This is a genomic window from Cognatiyoonia sp. IB215182 (assembly GCF_033963905.1).
In the GTDB taxonomy this organism is placed as follows: Bacteria; Pseudomonadota; Alphaproteobacteria; order Rhodobacterales; family Rhodobacteraceae; genus Yoonia.
Window position 1 is genome coordinate 1 of sequence record NZ_JAXBMB010000012.1, and the last position, 14,789, is coordinate 14,789.

Annotated in this window: 17 protein-coding genes and 1 pseudogene; 10 read left to right on the forward strand and 8 right to left on the reverse strand. The window is 56.8% G+C overall.

Going from position 1 to position 14,789, the window contains the following annotated elements:
* Positions 1 to 74: 74 nt before the first annotated feature.
* Together SLH47_RS21015 and SLH47_RS21020 are read left to right on the forward strand one after the other, a co-directional pair.
* A pseudogene (locus tag SLH47_RS21015) lies at positions 75 to 890 on the forward strand (aldehyde dehydrogenase family protein); the annotation flags it as partial.
* A 4-nt stretch (positions 891 to 894) separates the two neighbouring features.
* Positions 895 to 1,275 carry a carboxymuconolactone decarboxylase family protein gene (locus SLH47_RS21020; RefSeq protein WP_320242388.1) on the forward strand — a complete coding sequence of 127 codons (381 nt, stop codon included), beginning with the start codon at positions 895 to 897 and terminating at the stop codon, positions 1,273 to 1,275.
* A 230-nt stretch (positions 1,276 to 1,505) separates the two neighbouring features.
* Here the strand turns inward: SLH47_RS21020 and SLH47_RS21025 are convergent, their stop codons facing one another.
* A complete protein-coding gene (locus SLH47_RS21025) occupies positions 1,506 to 2,126 on the reverse strand; it encodes a TetR/AcrR family transcriptional regulator (RefSeq protein WP_320242389.1) in 621 nt (206 codons plus the stop codon).
* Positions 2,127 to 2,203: 77 nt separating this feature from the next.
* On the opposite strand from SLH47_RS21025, the gene SLH47_RS21030 reads away from it, so the two are divergent.
* Together SLH47_RS21030 and SLH47_RS21035 are read left to right on the forward strand one after the other, a co-directional pair.
* Positions 2,204 to 2,887, forward strand: a complete 684-nt coding sequence (locus SLH47_RS21030) for a GNAT family N-acetyltransferase (protein ID WP_320242390.1) — start codon at positions 2,204 to 2,206, stop codon at positions 2,885 to 2,887.
* A 4-nt stretch (positions 2,888 to 2,891) separates the two neighbouring features.
* On the forward strand, positions 2,892 to 3,203 hold the full coding sequence (locus SLH47_RS21035) for a hypothetical protein (protein WP_320242391.1): 312 nt from the start codon (positions 2,892 to 2,894) through the stop codon (positions 3,201 to 3,203).
* 208 nt (positions 3,204 to 3,411) lie between these two features.
* Here SLH47_RS21035 and SLH47_RS21040 read toward each other — a convergent pair whose 3' ends face one another.
* From SLH47_RS21040 to SLH47_RS21055, 4 genes are all read right to left on the reverse strand, one after another.
* Positions 3,412 to 3,816 (reverse strand): GFA family protein, encoded by a 405-nt coding sequence (locus SLH47_RS21040; RefSeq protein ID WP_320242392.1) that lies wholly within the window; start codon positions 3,814 to 3,816, stop codon positions 3,412 to 3,414.
* Positions 3,813 to 4,277, reverse strand: a complete 465-nt coding sequence (locus tag SLH47_RS21045) for an SRPBCC domain-containing protein (protein WP_320242393.1) — start codon at positions 4,275 to 4,277, stop codon at positions 3,813 to 3,815. The genes SLH47_RS21040 and SLH47_RS21045 overlap by 4 nt, the downstream gene beginning before the upstream one ends.
* Positions 4,267 to 4,611, reverse strand: coding sequence for a metalloregulator ArsR/SmtB family transcription factor (locus SLH47_RS21050; RefSeq protein WP_320242394.1), 345 nt, complete (start codon positions 4,609 to 4,611; stop codon positions 4,267 to 4,269). The genes SLH47_RS21045 and SLH47_RS21050 overlap by 11 nt, the downstream gene beginning before the upstream one ends.
* Positions 4,612 to 5,318: 707 nt before the next feature.
* Positions 5,319 to 6,233 carry a LysR family transcriptional regulator gene (locus SLH47_RS21055; protein WP_320242395.1) on the reverse strand — a complete coding sequence of 305 codons (915 nt, stop codon included), beginning with the start codon at positions 6,231 to 6,233 and terminating at the stop codon, positions 5,319 to 5,321.
* Between the two features lie 107 nt (positions 6,234 to 6,340).
* On the opposite strand from SLH47_RS21055, the gene SLH47_RS21060 reads away from it, so the two are divergent.
* Genes SLH47_RS21060 through SLH47_RS21075 form a run of 4 tightly spaced genes read left to right on the forward strand, consistent with a single transcriptional unit; the run spans position 6,341 to position 9,247 of the window.
* Entirely contained in the window at positions 6,341 to 6,643 is a 303-nt protein-coding gene (locus SLH47_RS21060; RefSeq protein ID WP_320242396.1) for a DUF1330 domain-containing protein, read from the forward strand.
* A gap of 57 nt (positions 6,644 to 6,700) precedes the next feature.
* Positions 6,701 to 7,483 carry a CmcJ/NvfI family oxidoreductase gene (locus tag SLH47_RS21065; RefSeq protein ID WP_320242397.1) on the forward strand — a complete coding sequence of 261 codons (783 nt, stop codon included), beginning with the start codon at positions 6,701 to 6,703 and terminating at the stop codon, positions 7,481 to 7,483.
* Between the two features lies 1 nt (position 7,484).
* Positions 7,485 to 8,486 carry an LLM class oxidoreductase gene (locus SLH47_RS21070; protein ID WP_320242398.1) on the forward strand — a complete coding sequence of 334 codons (1,002 nt, stop codon included), beginning with the start codon at positions 7,485 to 7,487 and terminating at the stop codon, positions 8,484 to 8,486.
* Positions 8,483 to 9,247 carry an SDR family NAD(P)-dependent oxidoreductase gene (locus tag SLH47_RS21075; RefSeq protein ID WP_320242399.1) on the forward strand — a complete coding sequence of 255 codons (765 nt, stop codon included), beginning with the start codon at positions 8,483 to 8,485 and terminating at the stop codon, positions 9,245 to 9,247. The genes SLH47_RS21070 and SLH47_RS21075 overlap by 4 nt, the downstream gene beginning before the upstream one ends.
* Before the next feature lie 43 nt (positions 9,248 to 9,290).
* Here SLH47_RS21075 and SLH47_RS21080 read toward each other — a convergent pair whose 3' ends face one another.
* Positions 9,291 to 10,241 (reverse strand): SDR family oxidoreductase, encoded by a 951-nt coding sequence (locus tag SLH47_RS21080; RefSeq protein WP_320242401.1) that lies wholly within the window; start codon positions 10,239 to 10,241, stop codon positions 9,291 to 9,293.
* Between the two features lie 161 nt (positions 10,242 to 10,402).
* On the opposite strand from SLH47_RS21080, the gene SLH47_RS21085 reads away from it, so the two are divergent.
* Complete coding sequence (locus tag SLH47_RS21085) at positions 10,403 to 11,296, forward strand: AraC family transcriptional regulator (protein WP_320242402.1); 894 nt, start codon at positions 10,403 to 10,405, stop codon at positions 11,294 to 11,296.
* Positions 11,297 to 11,644: 348 nt separating this feature from the next.
* Here SLH47_RS21085 and SLH47_RS21090 read toward each other — a convergent pair whose 3' ends face one another.
* On the reverse strand, positions 11,645 to 12,331 hold the full coding sequence (locus tag SLH47_RS21090; protein ID WP_320242403.1) for an SDR family oxidoreductase: 687 nt from the start codon (positions 12,329 to 12,331) through the stop codon (positions 11,645 to 11,647).
* Positions 12,332 to 12,333: 2 nt separating this feature from the next.
* Positions 12,334 to 13,470, reverse strand: coding sequence for an MFS transporter (locus SLH47_RS21095; RefSeq protein ID WP_320242404.1), 1,137 nt, complete (start codon positions 13,468 to 13,470; stop codon positions 12,334 to 12,336).
* A 131-nt stretch (positions 13,471 to 13,601) separates the two neighbouring features.
* Between SLH47_RS21095 and SLH47_RS21100 the strand changes: the two genes are divergently transcribed.
* Positions 13,602 to 14,519, forward strand: coding sequence for a LysR family transcriptional regulator (locus SLH47_RS21100; protein ID WP_320242406.1), 918 nt, complete (start codon positions 13,602 to 13,604; stop codon positions 14,517 to 14,519).
* The last annotated feature ends 270 nt before the right edge of the window (positions 14,520 to 14,789 follow it).

The following is a 14,789-nucleotide window of genomic DNA, read 5'->3' on the forward strand; positions in this document are numbered from 1 at the left end:
CGCGCCATCAATCCTGCCTCCAACACTAAGCCAACTGTGGCACAGTTTTAGGGGGCTAAGACAGGCGCGAAGCAGGCGCGGTGCTGGCCGGGCACAGGCATGTGAACCAGATCGTTTTTACTGGCTCTGTCCCCACAGGCATCGCGATTGCCACGGCCGCGGCCCGAAACGTGGTGCCTTGCGTGCTGGAACTGGGCGGAAAATCTGCGGCCATCGTGCACGACGATGCCGACCTCGACGCCTTTGAGAATGACATCCGCTGGGGCATCTATTTCAACGCAGGCCAGGTCTGCTCAGCCATGTCACGTGTGATCGTTCACGAAAGCCGTCACGACGAACTGGTCGACCGGGCTGAGAAGGTCGCAAAATCACTTTCCGTCGGTCCCGGCATCGAACGCAGCGAGTTTGGCGCAAACATGGGGGCGATGGTTAGCGACGGCCAGCGCGACCGCGCACTTGGCATGATCACCCGTGCCGAACGACGGGGAGCAAGGATCGCTGCGGGTGGGCGCAAGCCCAACCGTCCTGGCGCGTTCCTCGAGCCCACAGTTCTGTCAGGTGTGACGCCCGATATGGACATCGCGCAGCAAGAGGTCTTTGGCCCCGTCCTGTCGGTGCTGTCCTTCCGCGACGATGCGCAGGCCATCGAGATCGCCAATGGCACCGACTATGGGCTGGTGGCGGGAGTCTTCACCGCCAATCTCGATTGCGCCACCCGCGCCGCGCGGGACCTGAAGGCCGGTCAGGTCTTTGTCAACGAATGGTATGCGGGAGGTGTGGAAACGCCGTTTGGCGGCTATGGCAAATCTGGCTATGGCCGCGAAAAGGGGCGTGAGGCGCTTTGGAATTACGTGCAAACCAAGAATATCGCGATACGGCTGAAGGGGTAAAACCATGAGCGCATTCGATGAAGACCTGTTCCTGAAAGGACTGGAACAACGCAAGGCCACGCTGGGTGCCGAGTATGTCGAAAAGAACCTCGCCGCCGCCGATGACTTCACCCGCCCGTTCCAAGAGGCGATGACATCCTGGTGCTGGGGCTTTGGCTGGGGCGATGATGTGATCGACGCCAAGACGCGGTCGATGATGAACCTGTCGATGATCGGCGCCTTGGGCAAGATGCATGAATGGGAAACCCATTGCCATGGGGCGCTCAACAATGGCGTCACCCAAGAAGAAATACGGGCAATCATTCACGTGATCGGCATTTACTGCGGTGTGCCACAGGCGCTTGAATGTTTTCGCGTGGCTCGGCGGCTTTTAGAAGAGAGCTGACAACAGAGATCATCTGGGCAAGTCCGCGAAAGTGCGATGGCAGACGATGACATTCCATTCAGCTACAGTCTCGGTTCAATAGTCAAATGGCTGTTCTTTACTGCGAATAGTCCGCTTGTCGGCGCGGCAGCATCGGTGATTTTGGGCTCTTAGCCGCCGTCGGCTGCGACACGCACCGACTACTGCTGGCAGCCCAAAGCTGCCGTCGGATTTGAGCGTCAGTTGACGGATCAGCGGACTTTGCTATCGATCGCAGAATGCCTGCTTTCTCTACAACTAAGCGTGGAGAGCATCGACCGAAGGGCGTGTGAAGCTGCTTTGTGTCGCTCGTTCGTATCGTCCGCGTCCGCGATCCAGAGAGCGGCATCGATCATCGCACCGTTGATGAGTACGGCCAAAGCAACAGCATCACCGTCGATGAACGATCCTTGCTTCTGTAATTCTTCAATCGCCTCTCTGAGGGGTTCAACGCTGCCTTCCTGATCAATATCGCGGAGCCTTTGCCCCAGCACCGCCAAGCCATCCTGAAACACGATCTGGCGCACTTCTGGGTCTAAAGCAGCTTCGAGATAGGCAAGACAGGTCGCGATAAAGCTATCGGGGTCCACACTGTCGCTGCTCTTTTCCAACAGCCGGTCGCCGACTTCCGCATCGATTTGCCGGATCACTGCCTCAAGCAACCCCTCCTTGCTGCCAAAATTGTGGTAGAGCGCGCCGCGTGTCACCCCTGCATCCGCGCAGAGGTCATCCATCGAGGTGCCAGCATAGCCCCTCTCGAAAAACCACTTCCGCGCTGTCGCTAAAAGCCGTGCTGACGTTTCCGCTTTCTTCTGTTCTCGCAAGTTCGCCAAAAAAGATGCTCCTTCACCGTTGACATACGTCACGTATGTCATATCTCACATACGTAACGTATGTTAAGGAGCCACCGATGAACATGCAACCGCACCTGTACCCCGTCATTCGCCGTGCAACACGCGCAGACATCCCCTTCTTGGCCAAAATGGACATCGAAGCGTCCTCGCAACCGTTCGGGGTGCCGTTTTGGGTAAGTCTCCTGGAAAGCACGCAAACCACACCAGAAGCGTTTGTTGAGGCGATGCTTCGCGAAAACGCATCTCACTGGGGCAAAGTCGAGGACTTCCTGATCGTCGAAGTCCAAGGGAGTCCTGCCGCCACATGCTGCGTCTTTCGCCCGGATCCAGAAACTGCGTCGGCGGGCCCACTGGATTTGGAGAACTTACCAGCGGTCGGTTGGTCGTTGGGCTGGTCCCAGGATCAAATCAAGCGCGTGGAGGCGGCGTATCTGAAGGCTTTCGGTGCGGAGGCAGAGTTTCTGAAGCCTCAGGCGGACCTGATCATCGAAACCGTCGCCGTTGCACTCGAGCACCGGGGCGAGGGTCTGGGACATCTGCTTATGAAGGCCGCATTTGATCGTGGCCGAGAGATGGGCGCGAAGACTATCGGAATCATGGTCATTCACGGAAATGACAGCGCGCAAGCCCTCTACGAGAAACACTTCGAACCCTTTGCGACCTTCTACGGCGCTTATTTTGATCACGAATTCCCGGGAGTGACAAAGTACCGGGCGTCCCTAACCACAGAGAAGGAGTAGACCCATGGATACCATGATTGTGATGTACAACCTCGCGCCTGAGCAGGATCAGGCCGATTTCGAGAAATGGCTGCACGAAGTTGATCTTCCCGGCTACGACAAGGTCAAGTCGATGAGCGACCCGATCTACTATCGAGCCGAAGAAACACTTGAGCGAAAAGCACCGCCCCACAAGTACGTGGTCGTGATTAAATCGACTGGCGGCGACGATGTTGACGATGAAATGAGCGGCTCAGAGTGGGAGGGCTTTGTTGCCGACTTCGAGAACCGCACACGTGATGCGATCTATGTGACAGCGCAGCGCATCATTGGCTGAACGACCGAGGCGAGGGTCCAGAAACGGACCTTCGCCGCAAGCTGACCAATGAGCAAGTTGGGCTCTCAGCCGTCGTCTGCTGCGACACGCACCGACTACCGCTGGTTAGCCCGAAGGAGACATTGGATGGGGCCGGTTAAGTGACCACAGCGCGGGACAAACCGGCCGTGGCCATTTTGGGACCGAGGTCGGCTTTGGCGATTTTGCCTTATAAGTATCCAACTAACTCGGGTTCCCCGTCCTGCCTGTCATTCAGCCCATCCACATAGGAGCGTGGCACCAACTCTAATTCTTTGGGAGAGAGGTCGAGACACTGGACGGAGACTGCGAAGAACTCATCTGCGCCGCTCTGCCCCTTAATACGACCATGTGTTTTGACGCCGCAGCGCGGGCAGAAGCAATGCGTGATGACTTTGGCGCCGAAGCGGTACTTCGTCGGAGTTTCGGAGCCTTCATCAAGGGCGAAGTCATCAGCCGGGATGGGCGTGATCCAGGCACGGGACTTGGTGCAAATGGAGCAGTTGCACCGAAGCGTCGGCTCGCCAAGGTCAATGGTAGCCGTGAAGCGAATGGCGCCACAATGACACCCGCCGGTGATCTTTCTGGGGCTCATTGCCTGACCTGCATGAGATCAAGACCCGCGCGCGCAAACCGATCCAGGCATTCCTGCCATCCTTGAATGTGAACGTCGCGCGTTGCGGTGTCGGCAAATCCGAGTTGTTCGAAAACGAGCCGCGTGCCGTTGCCATCGGGATTAAACGCAACCCTGATTTCGGTTTCGGGACCGCGCTGGCCGTTCTCAAGCCACGCAAAGGACAAACGGATCATGCGAGGCCGTTCAACCTCCAAGAATGTGCCGCTTTGTGAAAACACGGTTCCGTCCGGCGCGGTCATGGAAATGGCCCAGGCTTCACCGGCTGTGAGGGACCAAGCCTCAACCCTTGCCTTAAAGGGCTGGCCCGCATAGTCTTTTGGCCCCCACCATTGTGCCACCTGGTCAGGATGCGTCCAAAGATCGAAGCACGACTCTGGTGTCTGGTCGATGTGCCGTTCAATTCTGAGGTCAGCGGTCATTAGTTTCGCCTTTCCTGTTTGAGGGTTTTCTTTCAGCGCGTTCGACAAAATGGTCCAGCGTCCCTTGCCAGAACCGCTCATAATCCTTCAGCCAGTCCGCGATGGTCTTGAGTCCATCTGGATTGAGGCGGCAGGGGCGGGTCTGTGCCACGCGGGTGCGGACGATCAGACCGGCCCCTTCTAATACCTTCAGGTGGGAAGAGATAGTTGGCTGGGTCAGATCAAATTGATCAACCAGTTGGGACACCGTCGCCTCGCCATTGGCGAGGTGAGCAATGATTTCCCGCCTTGTCGGGTCGGCCAGGGCCGAAAGAGATGCAGTCAGTTTTATCATGAGAATCGATTATCATCTATATAGATACTTGTCAATTTAGGGTTCGTTGAAGGTGTTGCGCCGGAACGGAAAAGGAAGCTTGCTCCACTAGGCCCCCTTCACGAAAGGAGCCCTTCGCCGCAACCTGTCAATTGGGAAGTATGGGCTCTCTACCGACCTCGGATGCGTCGCAGCATCGCTGACTACAACCAAAAACTGGCTTTCATCGTGAGTGTGGTTGGCTGGGTTGCGATGATGGTTGTAACGCTGACTTAGAACGTACCGCTCAACCAGATTTTGGATGGACTGACCGTCACACCTGATCAAACGGATTTAGCTGATCTATGGGCCAGCTACAGTGTTGATTGGCAGAGATGGAACTGGCTACGAGTTTTAACCAGTGGGGTGTCGCTTATTGGCGTTGCGATGGCTTTCCGGAACTCACACAGCATCCGCGAAAGCCGCCATTCGTGCGTAGCGCAGCATTTGGTATTTTGGGCTCACAGTCAGATTTCGCCGCCAGTTGCATGAACCACGGCCCTTGACCTGCGAAGGGTCGCTCATCGCTTAACAAGTCACGATTTCAAGGGCTTGGTCAATGCGCCCGATGACCGGTCTGGACCTGCCTGCTGCAACGGCATTGCCGCGTTGGTATTAGGCCGTTCTGAGCCCATTGTGTCGAATGCTGCGCGAAGCTCGAACGGCGGCTTAACAACCCGTAGTGTTCCTTAAAGAATACTCGCGCGCCAAGCCGGGCTCTTCCCGATCCGTTCGAGCAAAAAATCCATAAACACCCGCACCTTTGCCGAGAGAACGTTGGTCTGCGGATAGATCAACCAGAGTGCTGTTTCGGCCACGCAGGTGTAGGCGGGGAGGACGCGGACGAGTTGGCCTGAGGCAAGCTCATTATGAACGCTCCAGAGGGAGTGTGGCGCAATGCCAGCCCCCGCCATCGTGGCCACCTTGTGGCTGTGGCCGTCGTCAATGATCAGGTTGCAGCGGCCTATGCCTGGCTCGAAGTCAGCATGGGTCCCGTCATCTTTGGTCATGCGGTGTGGCATGTCATTTCCGAATGCTACCAAGTGATGATCCTGCAGATCATCCGGCGTTTCTGGATGTCCGTGTTCAGTCAAGTATCCCGGAGACGCGCATAGAACGCGGGTGTCATCGGCCAGTTTACGGCCCCGCAGGCTGGAGTCCTCAAGAACGGCATTCCTGAGCGCCAGATCGAAACTGCCATCGATCAGGTCGAATTGCTTGTCCGACAGGCGCATATCCAGACGCAGGTCTGGGTGATCTTTCGTGAACTCCGGCAAGATCGGCGCGATGTAGAGTTGGGCAAAGGTGCTGGGAGCGGTGAAACGCAAAGTGCCGGACACCCGTTCCGCGCCCTGGCCAAGTGCCGCTCTGGCAGCATCCTCACGGGCCACGATGTCTCTGGCGTAGGGCAGGAACTCTAGCCCCTCCGTCGAGAGTGCGACCTTTCTGGTAGACCGATGCAGTAGATCGGCCCCTACACTTTTCTCCAGTTTGCTCATCCAGGCACTCGCCACCGATGGGGCAAGTCCAAGCTCCCGCCCGGCGGCGCTGATGTTCAGCTTGTCGGCAGCCAGCACAAAGAGGCGCAGAGTATCGGTTTCCATGATTATATCCAAAACCGGAAATATCTTTCCTGATTTGATCCAGTTTATTCCGGTTTTGCAATGCCCGATATCTAGTGCGGAACAGACGATCCAACAGGAGATGCCCCATGGCCTATTATTCCGTTCTTGCCGTCACGCCATCCAGCGAAGACTGGATTCCCGACTACCTGCCAACCGCAAACAAGTTGGTGGCAAAGCATGGTGGCAAATATCTCGCCCGCACCGCATCACACGAACAGGTAGAAGGCAGTGAGCAAGCCGCCGCACTCCGCATCATCCTGGAATGGCCATCGAAAGAGGCGGCAATGAACTTCATGAGTGATCCTGAGTACAAACCGCATCTCGATGCTCGGACCGCAGGATCAGAGAGCTACCACTTCGTGATCGAAGGCAAAGACGATCTCGCCTGATTTCCTAATCTCGGTCCGGTGCATCGCATCGGAGCTCCTGCAGCGAGGATAATCAAGATGCCAAGCACTGCGACGGTGAATTACCATGTTCATGCATCTGAGCGGCAAGCCTACCATATCGACGCCGGTGGTGTTGTCGGGAAGATCATCTCGCCGGAACACGATGTGACCGAGGTCCTAATAACGGATGTCCGAATTGATGGCGGTGTGAGTTTTGACCAAGATAGTGTTGGGTTCCTGACCGCACCCTCGACCGTGAGCGCCTTCGAGCAAGACCGTGCTTGGCAGGACGCCTATGATCAGGAGCTCACCGACTTGCTCACACGTGAAGTTGGTGCAACTGAGGTCATCATCTTTGACCATACCGTGCGCATCGACGACCCCAACGCGACACGCAAACCGGCCCGCAATGTCCACAGCGACTACAGCCCCGAAGGCGCACAGCAAAGGCTGATCGACATACTGGGCGAGGCCAAAGCTGCTGAATGGTCAAACGGACATTACGGCTTCATCAATGTCTGGCGTCCGGTGGCGCACCCGATCAACTCGGCCCCTTTGGGTTTTGTGCGACCCTCCAGCGTGGCCGACAAAGACTGGCTGTTGCTCGATCTGATTTACCCAGACCGACGTGGACACATCATGGGGCTTGTCGGGAACCCGAACCATGAATGGGTGTATCAATCCCGTATGACGCCGGATGAGGTGGCTCTCTTCAACATTTATGACAATCGAGGAAAGCCGTCAGTGGCCCATTCGGCCCTGGATATGGCCGAAGACCCGACGATCACCTCAATCCGGCAAAGCATCGAGAGCCGCACTTTGGTGCGCTATGGAGATTGAAATGGTAGACACTCAAGTGATGCTAGATACTGCGACAGCCATGACATTCCCGTCTCTCAACCGGGCCTACAACACGGTGTTCCGACCGGGAGACCTGACTGTTGGTTTAGTTGTCCCACTGGATGCCCATCACGGCAGCCCAGTGCCGGATATGACCCGTCACATCGAACGGGCGCAGATGGCGGATGAGTTGGGGTTTGCCGCTCTGTGGCTGCGTGACGTGCCGTTCAACGTGCCTACGTTTGGCGATGCCGGGCAAATGTTTGATCCGTTTGTCTATCTTGGGCTGCTGTCTGGTGTGACACGGAACATCGCACTTGGCGTCGCCAGCATCATCCTGCCCCTGCGGCACCCGGCCCATGTGGCTAAAGCAGCAGCGTCGGCAGACCAATTGTCAGGAGGTCGGCTCTTACTGGGAGTCGCATCGGGAGACAGACCAGAGGAATACCCGGCCCTCGGCATGAGCTTTCCAGACAGAGGAGACAGGTTCCGAGAAAGCATAGATTACATCCGCGCCATGGCCGGTGATTACCCGTCTTACAACGGCGACCATGGAATCCTGAACGGGTCAATGGACATGCTGCCCAAACCAGCAAACGGGCGGGTGCCAATCCTCATCACCGGTGGCTCTCAGCAAGCCCCTGATTGGGTCGCGACCCATGGCGATGGATGGATGACGTATCCACGGGACATCGCATCACAGGCACAGGTGGTGAAGGACTATCGTCTGCGCGGGGCAAATGCCGATGCAGAGACGAAGCCAGTCATGCAGTCTCTCTATGTAGATCTTGTCGGGGAGGATGATACTGAACCGACGCCAGTCCACCTAGGCTTCCGCTCAGGCGTCATGTTCCTAAAGACTTATTTGGCGTCTTTGCGTGACCACGGGATCAACCACGTCGCCCTGAACCTGCGGTTCAATCAGGCCGACATAGAACACACAATCAAGCGCCTGGCCGACGAGGTGCTTCCAGAATTTCCAACAGAAAAGAGTATGCAATGACCAAAACCATTCTCATCACAGGATCAACCGACGGCATTGGCCTGCTGACTGCCAAGACCCTCGCTGACATGGGCCACACGGTCATTCTGCATGGCCGAAGCGCAAACAAACTAAAGGCCGCAGCGGAGGAACTTAGAGGCGATGTTGCCACTTATCAGGCAGACCTTTCGTCACTGGGGGAGACAGCGAAGCTCGCCGAGGCGATCAGAGCCAATCACGACCGGATTGATGTTCTCATCAACAACGCCGGTGTGTACAAAACGACCAATCCGATTCTACCCAACGGTCAGGATGTGCGGTTCGTGGTGAACACACTGGCCCCGCATGTTTTGACAAAGGCCCTGCTGCCGATCATTCCAAGCGATGGCCGCATCATAAATCTGTCGTCTGCTGCCCAGGCCCCGGTTGATCTGGCAGCCCTATCAGGAGGCAAGCACCTGGATGATATGGGGGCCTACGCACAGAGCAAACGCGGCATCGCCTTGTGGTCCGCGCAGATGGCGGCAACGCATCCCGATGGCCCGGTCTTCATCGCCGTAAATCCCGGCTCTTTGCTGGCGTCAAAGATGGTCAAGGAGGGCTTTGGTGTCGCTGGACACGATCTGCAGATCGGGGCGGATATCCTGTGTCGACTATCGCTGGATAACGAGTTTGCAAATGCCTCCGGGCGGTATTGGGACAACGATGCTGGTGGCTTTGGTCACGTCGATTTGGGTCAAGCCGAGGACGTGGTGAAGGCCATCACGGCGCTAACGACCTAAATGTGCTTCCGGAACACGGGCCCACTTTGGGCTTGCCTTCATCTCAAAACGTCCACGAAAATCCTGTCGCCTGTTCCGATACTTCCCAGAGCCGTTCCATAGCGGGTTTGTCGTGTGCGTGGGGATGCAGCGTACCTTTGCCAACTGGTCCGACGAATTCCATGCGCCCGGTCGGGCCATAGAGTGCACGCTGCTCCAGCCTATCTTCGGTCGCGCACATCACCTCGGGCCAAGCACCTTTCTCGGCAGATTGGACCATGGGCGACAGAGACATCAGCCAGAACATGATCCGTGTCGCAAGGTTGCCGCTTGTGGTGATCAGCGACGTCCGCGACGATCCCGGATGGCAAACATAAACTTCGACTTCGGGCTTGCCCGCTGCTGCCAGCCGGTCCTGAAGCTCGTAAGCAAACATCATCTGCGCCAGCTTGCTTTGAGAGTAGGTGCGGTTTTGATGATAGTTCTTATCCCAGTTCATGTCGTTAAACTGGATGGTCTTGATCCCCATATTGTAGCCCAGACTGCTGACCACAACGATCCGACCTTTCGAAGCCTCAATCCGGTCAAACAGCAGACCACAGAGCAGAAAGTGGCCGTAATGGTTAGTGCCCAACATGCTCTCAAAGCCATCTTCGGTCAGCTTCTGCGTCGGCACTTGTGCGATGGCAGCGTTACAGATGAGAGCGTCAATGCGTTTGACCGTCTTCAGCACCTCTGCGGCAGCTTCGCGCACGCTGGCGAGTGAAGCCAGGTCCATGCGAACAAAACTCACGCCCGCATCGACACCAAACTCTTTTTTTAACTCTTCAACGGCGGATTGAGACTTCTCAACCGACCGGTTCAGCATAACAACTCTCGCACCTTTGTTTAGCAGCGTTCGCGCAGCTTGAAACCCTGCACCTGCATTGGCACCGGTGATGAGATAGGTTTTGCCGTTGAGGTTGCCGAGACGCTCCGGCGTCCAACCATTGGGTCCGAATGTTGTGTCTGGCATGGTCTTGCTCCATTTGGTGCCGACATGGTGTCGCGCTGCTTGTCTTCGTTGCTGCAAATAACTCTCACGGGCGCGGTCAAACAGGTGCAAAACTCGCGATTGCTTGCCTGATTGTATCAACATGGTTGCCAGGACTTACCTGAGGAATCTAGATCAACTGTATGAGTAAGGATGAAATCAAACGAATTATCGCGGCTCGGGCCAAGATAGACGGTTTGACCGAGACCGGGATCCATGGCGTGCAGGTGTTTCGAGCAACGCAAGAAATTCCATGCGTTCCGGCTGTCTATGAACCGTGCGTGGTGTCTATCGTAAGCGGTTCCAAGGAGGTCGTTCTTGACGGTCAAAGGTACGTCTACAATGCCAGCCAGTACCTGTGTTGCCCTATGTCGATGCCAGTCAAAGCGGGAACGCCATCCGCGTCGTCAGAAACGCCGCTCTACGGAGCTCTTATCTCCTTGGACCGACGCGTCATGACGGCGTTGGCCATGGAAATGGAACATGCCGGAAGTACTCCTGCTGCAACCAAAGAAAGTCTGCGAGCGCAAGGGGTCAGGCTTGCGGGATGGGATCGAGGGTTTACTGAAGCGCTTTTGAGGCTCCTGCAACTCACGGACAATCAGACAGATATGGCAGTTCTGGGTGAAGCACGGTTACGGGAGTTGCTTTATGCGATCCTGAAAGGTGACGCAGGTACGTTAGCAAGGCAGGCATTTGGCTCAGGAAACGCTATTGCGCGTTCTATCGCACATATCTCATCAAATTTGGATGTGCCCGTTTCAATAGATGATTTGGCAAACAGAGCAGGCATGAGCCGGGCCGTCTTTCACCGTAAGTTCAAAGAGGCCACGACAATGGCTCCGATCCAGTTCATGAAATCCATGCGCCTAAACAACGCCGCTATGAAGATCGCGGGCGGTATGACAGTGAACGAGGCAGCGCTTGACGTTGGCTATGTCAGCCCGTCGCAGTTCAGCCGTGAGTTCAAACGCATGTACGGGCAGTCACCAAGGCAATGGGGCGAGGCTCAGCAGGTTCCATTCGGAGTGACTTGAGGCTGCTTTGCGATAGACAGCAGACCTTGAACTAATACTGGCAAACGGCAGTAAAGTCCCGCGACCTGTAAATTGCCCTCATAAATCTCGCTGCGCGATGTTCGAATGGCCGATTTTGGAGCCGCACTGCAGCACGGCAAACCGGGCACTTGCAGAAGTTTTCGTGCTGCGAGCGCATGCAGCGAGAAATCGCGATGGCCGGGTTGGGCTCTTAGCCGCCGTCGGCTGCGACACGCACCGACTACCGCTGGCAGCCCGAACCGGACATTGGCCCCTTGATCTCGCAGGCTGGTCAGCGGACCAAAACTGCCATTCAAAGATCACTGCCCGAACGGCAGCTTGCGAAACTTACTCTTCAAGCTTTATCTGACGCAGGTTGATCACTGAAGGCACAGCGTCCGCACTCACGCGAAGGACATAGTCTATTGTAGCAGTCATATCCTCCATAGGAATTGGCGCCTGATCACCGAACACGCCAGTTGCGATGTCCTCAACGACTTCCGGTGTGGTTACGTTGTCGGGGTTGATCACGGTTGTTGCGATCCTGTGTTCCCGTAGAGATAGATTCAACGCTTCGCCGACACCCTGAAGACCGAACTTCGAAGCCGTGTTCGCAACTTCACGAGAGGCCGTGTTCTGCACACCCGACATGGACCCCATTAGGATGATCTTGCCGCTTCCCGCCTTCGCAAGGTTTTGTGCCAAGCCCTGTGCCAAAAGGATCGGTGCAGTGAGATTAACCGCGATCAGCTGAAGGGTCTCTTCGGCTGGACTGCTGAGGAAATCATATTCATCCGTGAACGCGCCCTTTTCCCAAACGCCACCAAGGTAGAGGAGTCCGTCGATAGATCGGTCCCCCACGGCCTTTACCACTTTCGAGATGCCGTCGACGGTTCCGATGTCGGCCTCGATCCAATGGCCTACAGCTGCCGGATTGCGGGATACGCCAAGTATCTCCCCGCCCTGGTCGGCGAGATGTTGGGCGGTCGCGCCACCGATACCCCGGCTCGCTCCGATGATGAGATACGTTGGCATGGTCAGTGTTCCTTTTGTTGGTTGGAGAGCGAAGTGAATGTCATGAGCAGAATGACGACTGGGACGGCCCCAAGGACGATCCACAGATGCTGAGGCCCTGTCAGATCGAGAACGACACCTGTTGAGAATGGTCCTACAATCCCGCCGAGCGTGTATGCTGACACAGCCAAAGTGGTCAGGGTGGCAACAGGCTGGCTGTTGCGGGACCGGGCGACTTCAATCATCGCGAGGGTGTAAAGCGCTCCTCCGCCAGCACCAAAGGCGAACGCGGAAATCCACAATAGGTGCGAGGACAGGTTTGTAACGGCAAGCATGAGGGCCCCTGCGAAGAGCGCGATCGCGCAGCTGCGATACAGTGCGTTCGTCGATAATTTGTCGGACAAAAAGAAGATCGGAAGCTGGCTCAAAAGAGCGCCCGTTGCCAGAACCCCAACCAGCATGGCGGCACTCTGTGACGACACGCCGATATCCAGGGCGACGTAGGGAAGCATGGCATTGAGGCCGACTTCAAACCATCCCCCCACCAGAGCAACCGCAAGGACCATCACTGCAGCTCTCCATAAAACCCGACCAGCAGGCGCATGGGTTGAAACGGTGGAAGGCTTTGATTGTCGCGGCAGTGATGCCAAAGCCAGGGCAAGCGCGAGCCCCATCAGAACGGCGGTCGTGACCACAAGGCATATGTCCGTCATTTGGAACAACGCCGGAAGAAAAGGGCCAACTGCAAGCGAGACGCTAAGCCCCGTCTGATAGATCGCGCTATAAGACCCGATCCGGTCGGGAGGCGCGCGGGTTGCTATGCTGGCCTCGGTCGCGGTCCATGTGAACGCAGCGGCGATCCCGAGCAACGCTGAAAAAGCGACGTAAGCCGAGAGAGAAACTGACCCAACCAGCATTAAAAGGGCTGTGGCCATGAGAGCGAGCGCCGCGACCGTCAGCCCTAAGAGTTGCGTGGCCTTCAAACCGAGGCGTTGCATGATCTTTGGTGTGATCGGCGACATCGTCAAGATCAGAACGAAGGGCGCTAATCCGCAGACAGAAACAGCCGTGGCCGAAGCTCCAGCTTCGCCAAGCCGCACGACGACCTGCGGTGTGAGCATGGCATATGGGACCAGGTAAACGATTGTGGCGCCGCCCATGCGCAGCAGGTCATTTCGTTGGGCAGATTGAAGCGGTTTGTCCGTCATGACCCGAAGATGGATTATCTTTCGACCGGTTAGTAGACGCAACAGACTCGACGCACTGTCGTGCCGTGCTCTACAATTGAATGATGGATTTGAACCGTCTCGAAGGTCTGACTGTGTTCATCGCCGTTGCGGAAAGCGGCAACTTTGCCGCCGCAGGTCAGCGGCTTGGCCTGTCGCGCTCTGCTGTCAGCCTTGCTGTTCGCCGTCTGGAAGAACGCCTTGGCGTCACGCTCTTCACGCGCACAACGCGCAGCGTGGGTCTTACCGAAGCGGGGCAGCGGCTTTTTGATCACGCTAGCCCGCTGCTCGCCGATCTCGACACGGGGCTCTCTGAAGCAGCCGATCTGGGTAAAGGTCCGGCAGGCACTCTGAGGCTCACCGTCCCGCGTATTGCCGTCCCGCTGGTGATCGAACCTATCCTGGCCGACTTTGCCAACGCGGCGCCCCGCGTAACGTTGGAGATTGTGGTGGATGACGGTCTCGTGGATCTCGCCCGCGACGGTTTCGATGCTGGTATACGTCTCGGCGATCAGGTGGATGCCGATCTGGTGGGCCTGAACCTGACCGGGCCGCTCCCTTGGCAGATCGTCGCGTCACCGGATTACCTTGCAAAGCATGGAACACCCGAAACCCCCGACGATCTCGTAGACCATTCCTGCATTGGCTATCGGTATACGTCCTCACCGCAACTTTATCAGTGGGAGCTGATTAAGAATGGCCGCCCGACGCCATTCAACGTACGGGGCCAGGTGATTGTGAATGACTACGCCAGCAAGCCGATTGCCGCACGGCAGGGTCTTGGGTTGGCCTACGATTTGGAAGCCACTTTCGCCGAAGACGTGCGCGCGGGTCGATTGGTCCCGGTCCTGACCTCATACATCCAAACCTCTGATGGCCTGTTCCTCTACTATCCGCACCGCCATCAAGTGATGCCGAAGCTGCGGGCGCTTATCGAGGTTTGCAAGAAACACAGGCGCCGGATGGTCGATGGCCAACATTAAGGCAGGGTACAGCATTTGTAACTCTGGGCTCGTCGCCCATCTCGGAGGCAACGCTGCACCTCCGTTCCGGTGCTTCCGACCAACGTCAGGGACGGCCCAAAGCTGACTTTGGCCGTTGCGTCTGGATGCTGTGATGCGGCCCGTCGGACTGGTCATTCGCTGCGCGTGCAAAATACGGGGCTACGTGGGCTTTTACTGCGTTTGAAACAAGGGGCGCCTATGGCAGGGTATCACGAGTGACTAAACGAAACGTCGAGCGACCTGCAGTCC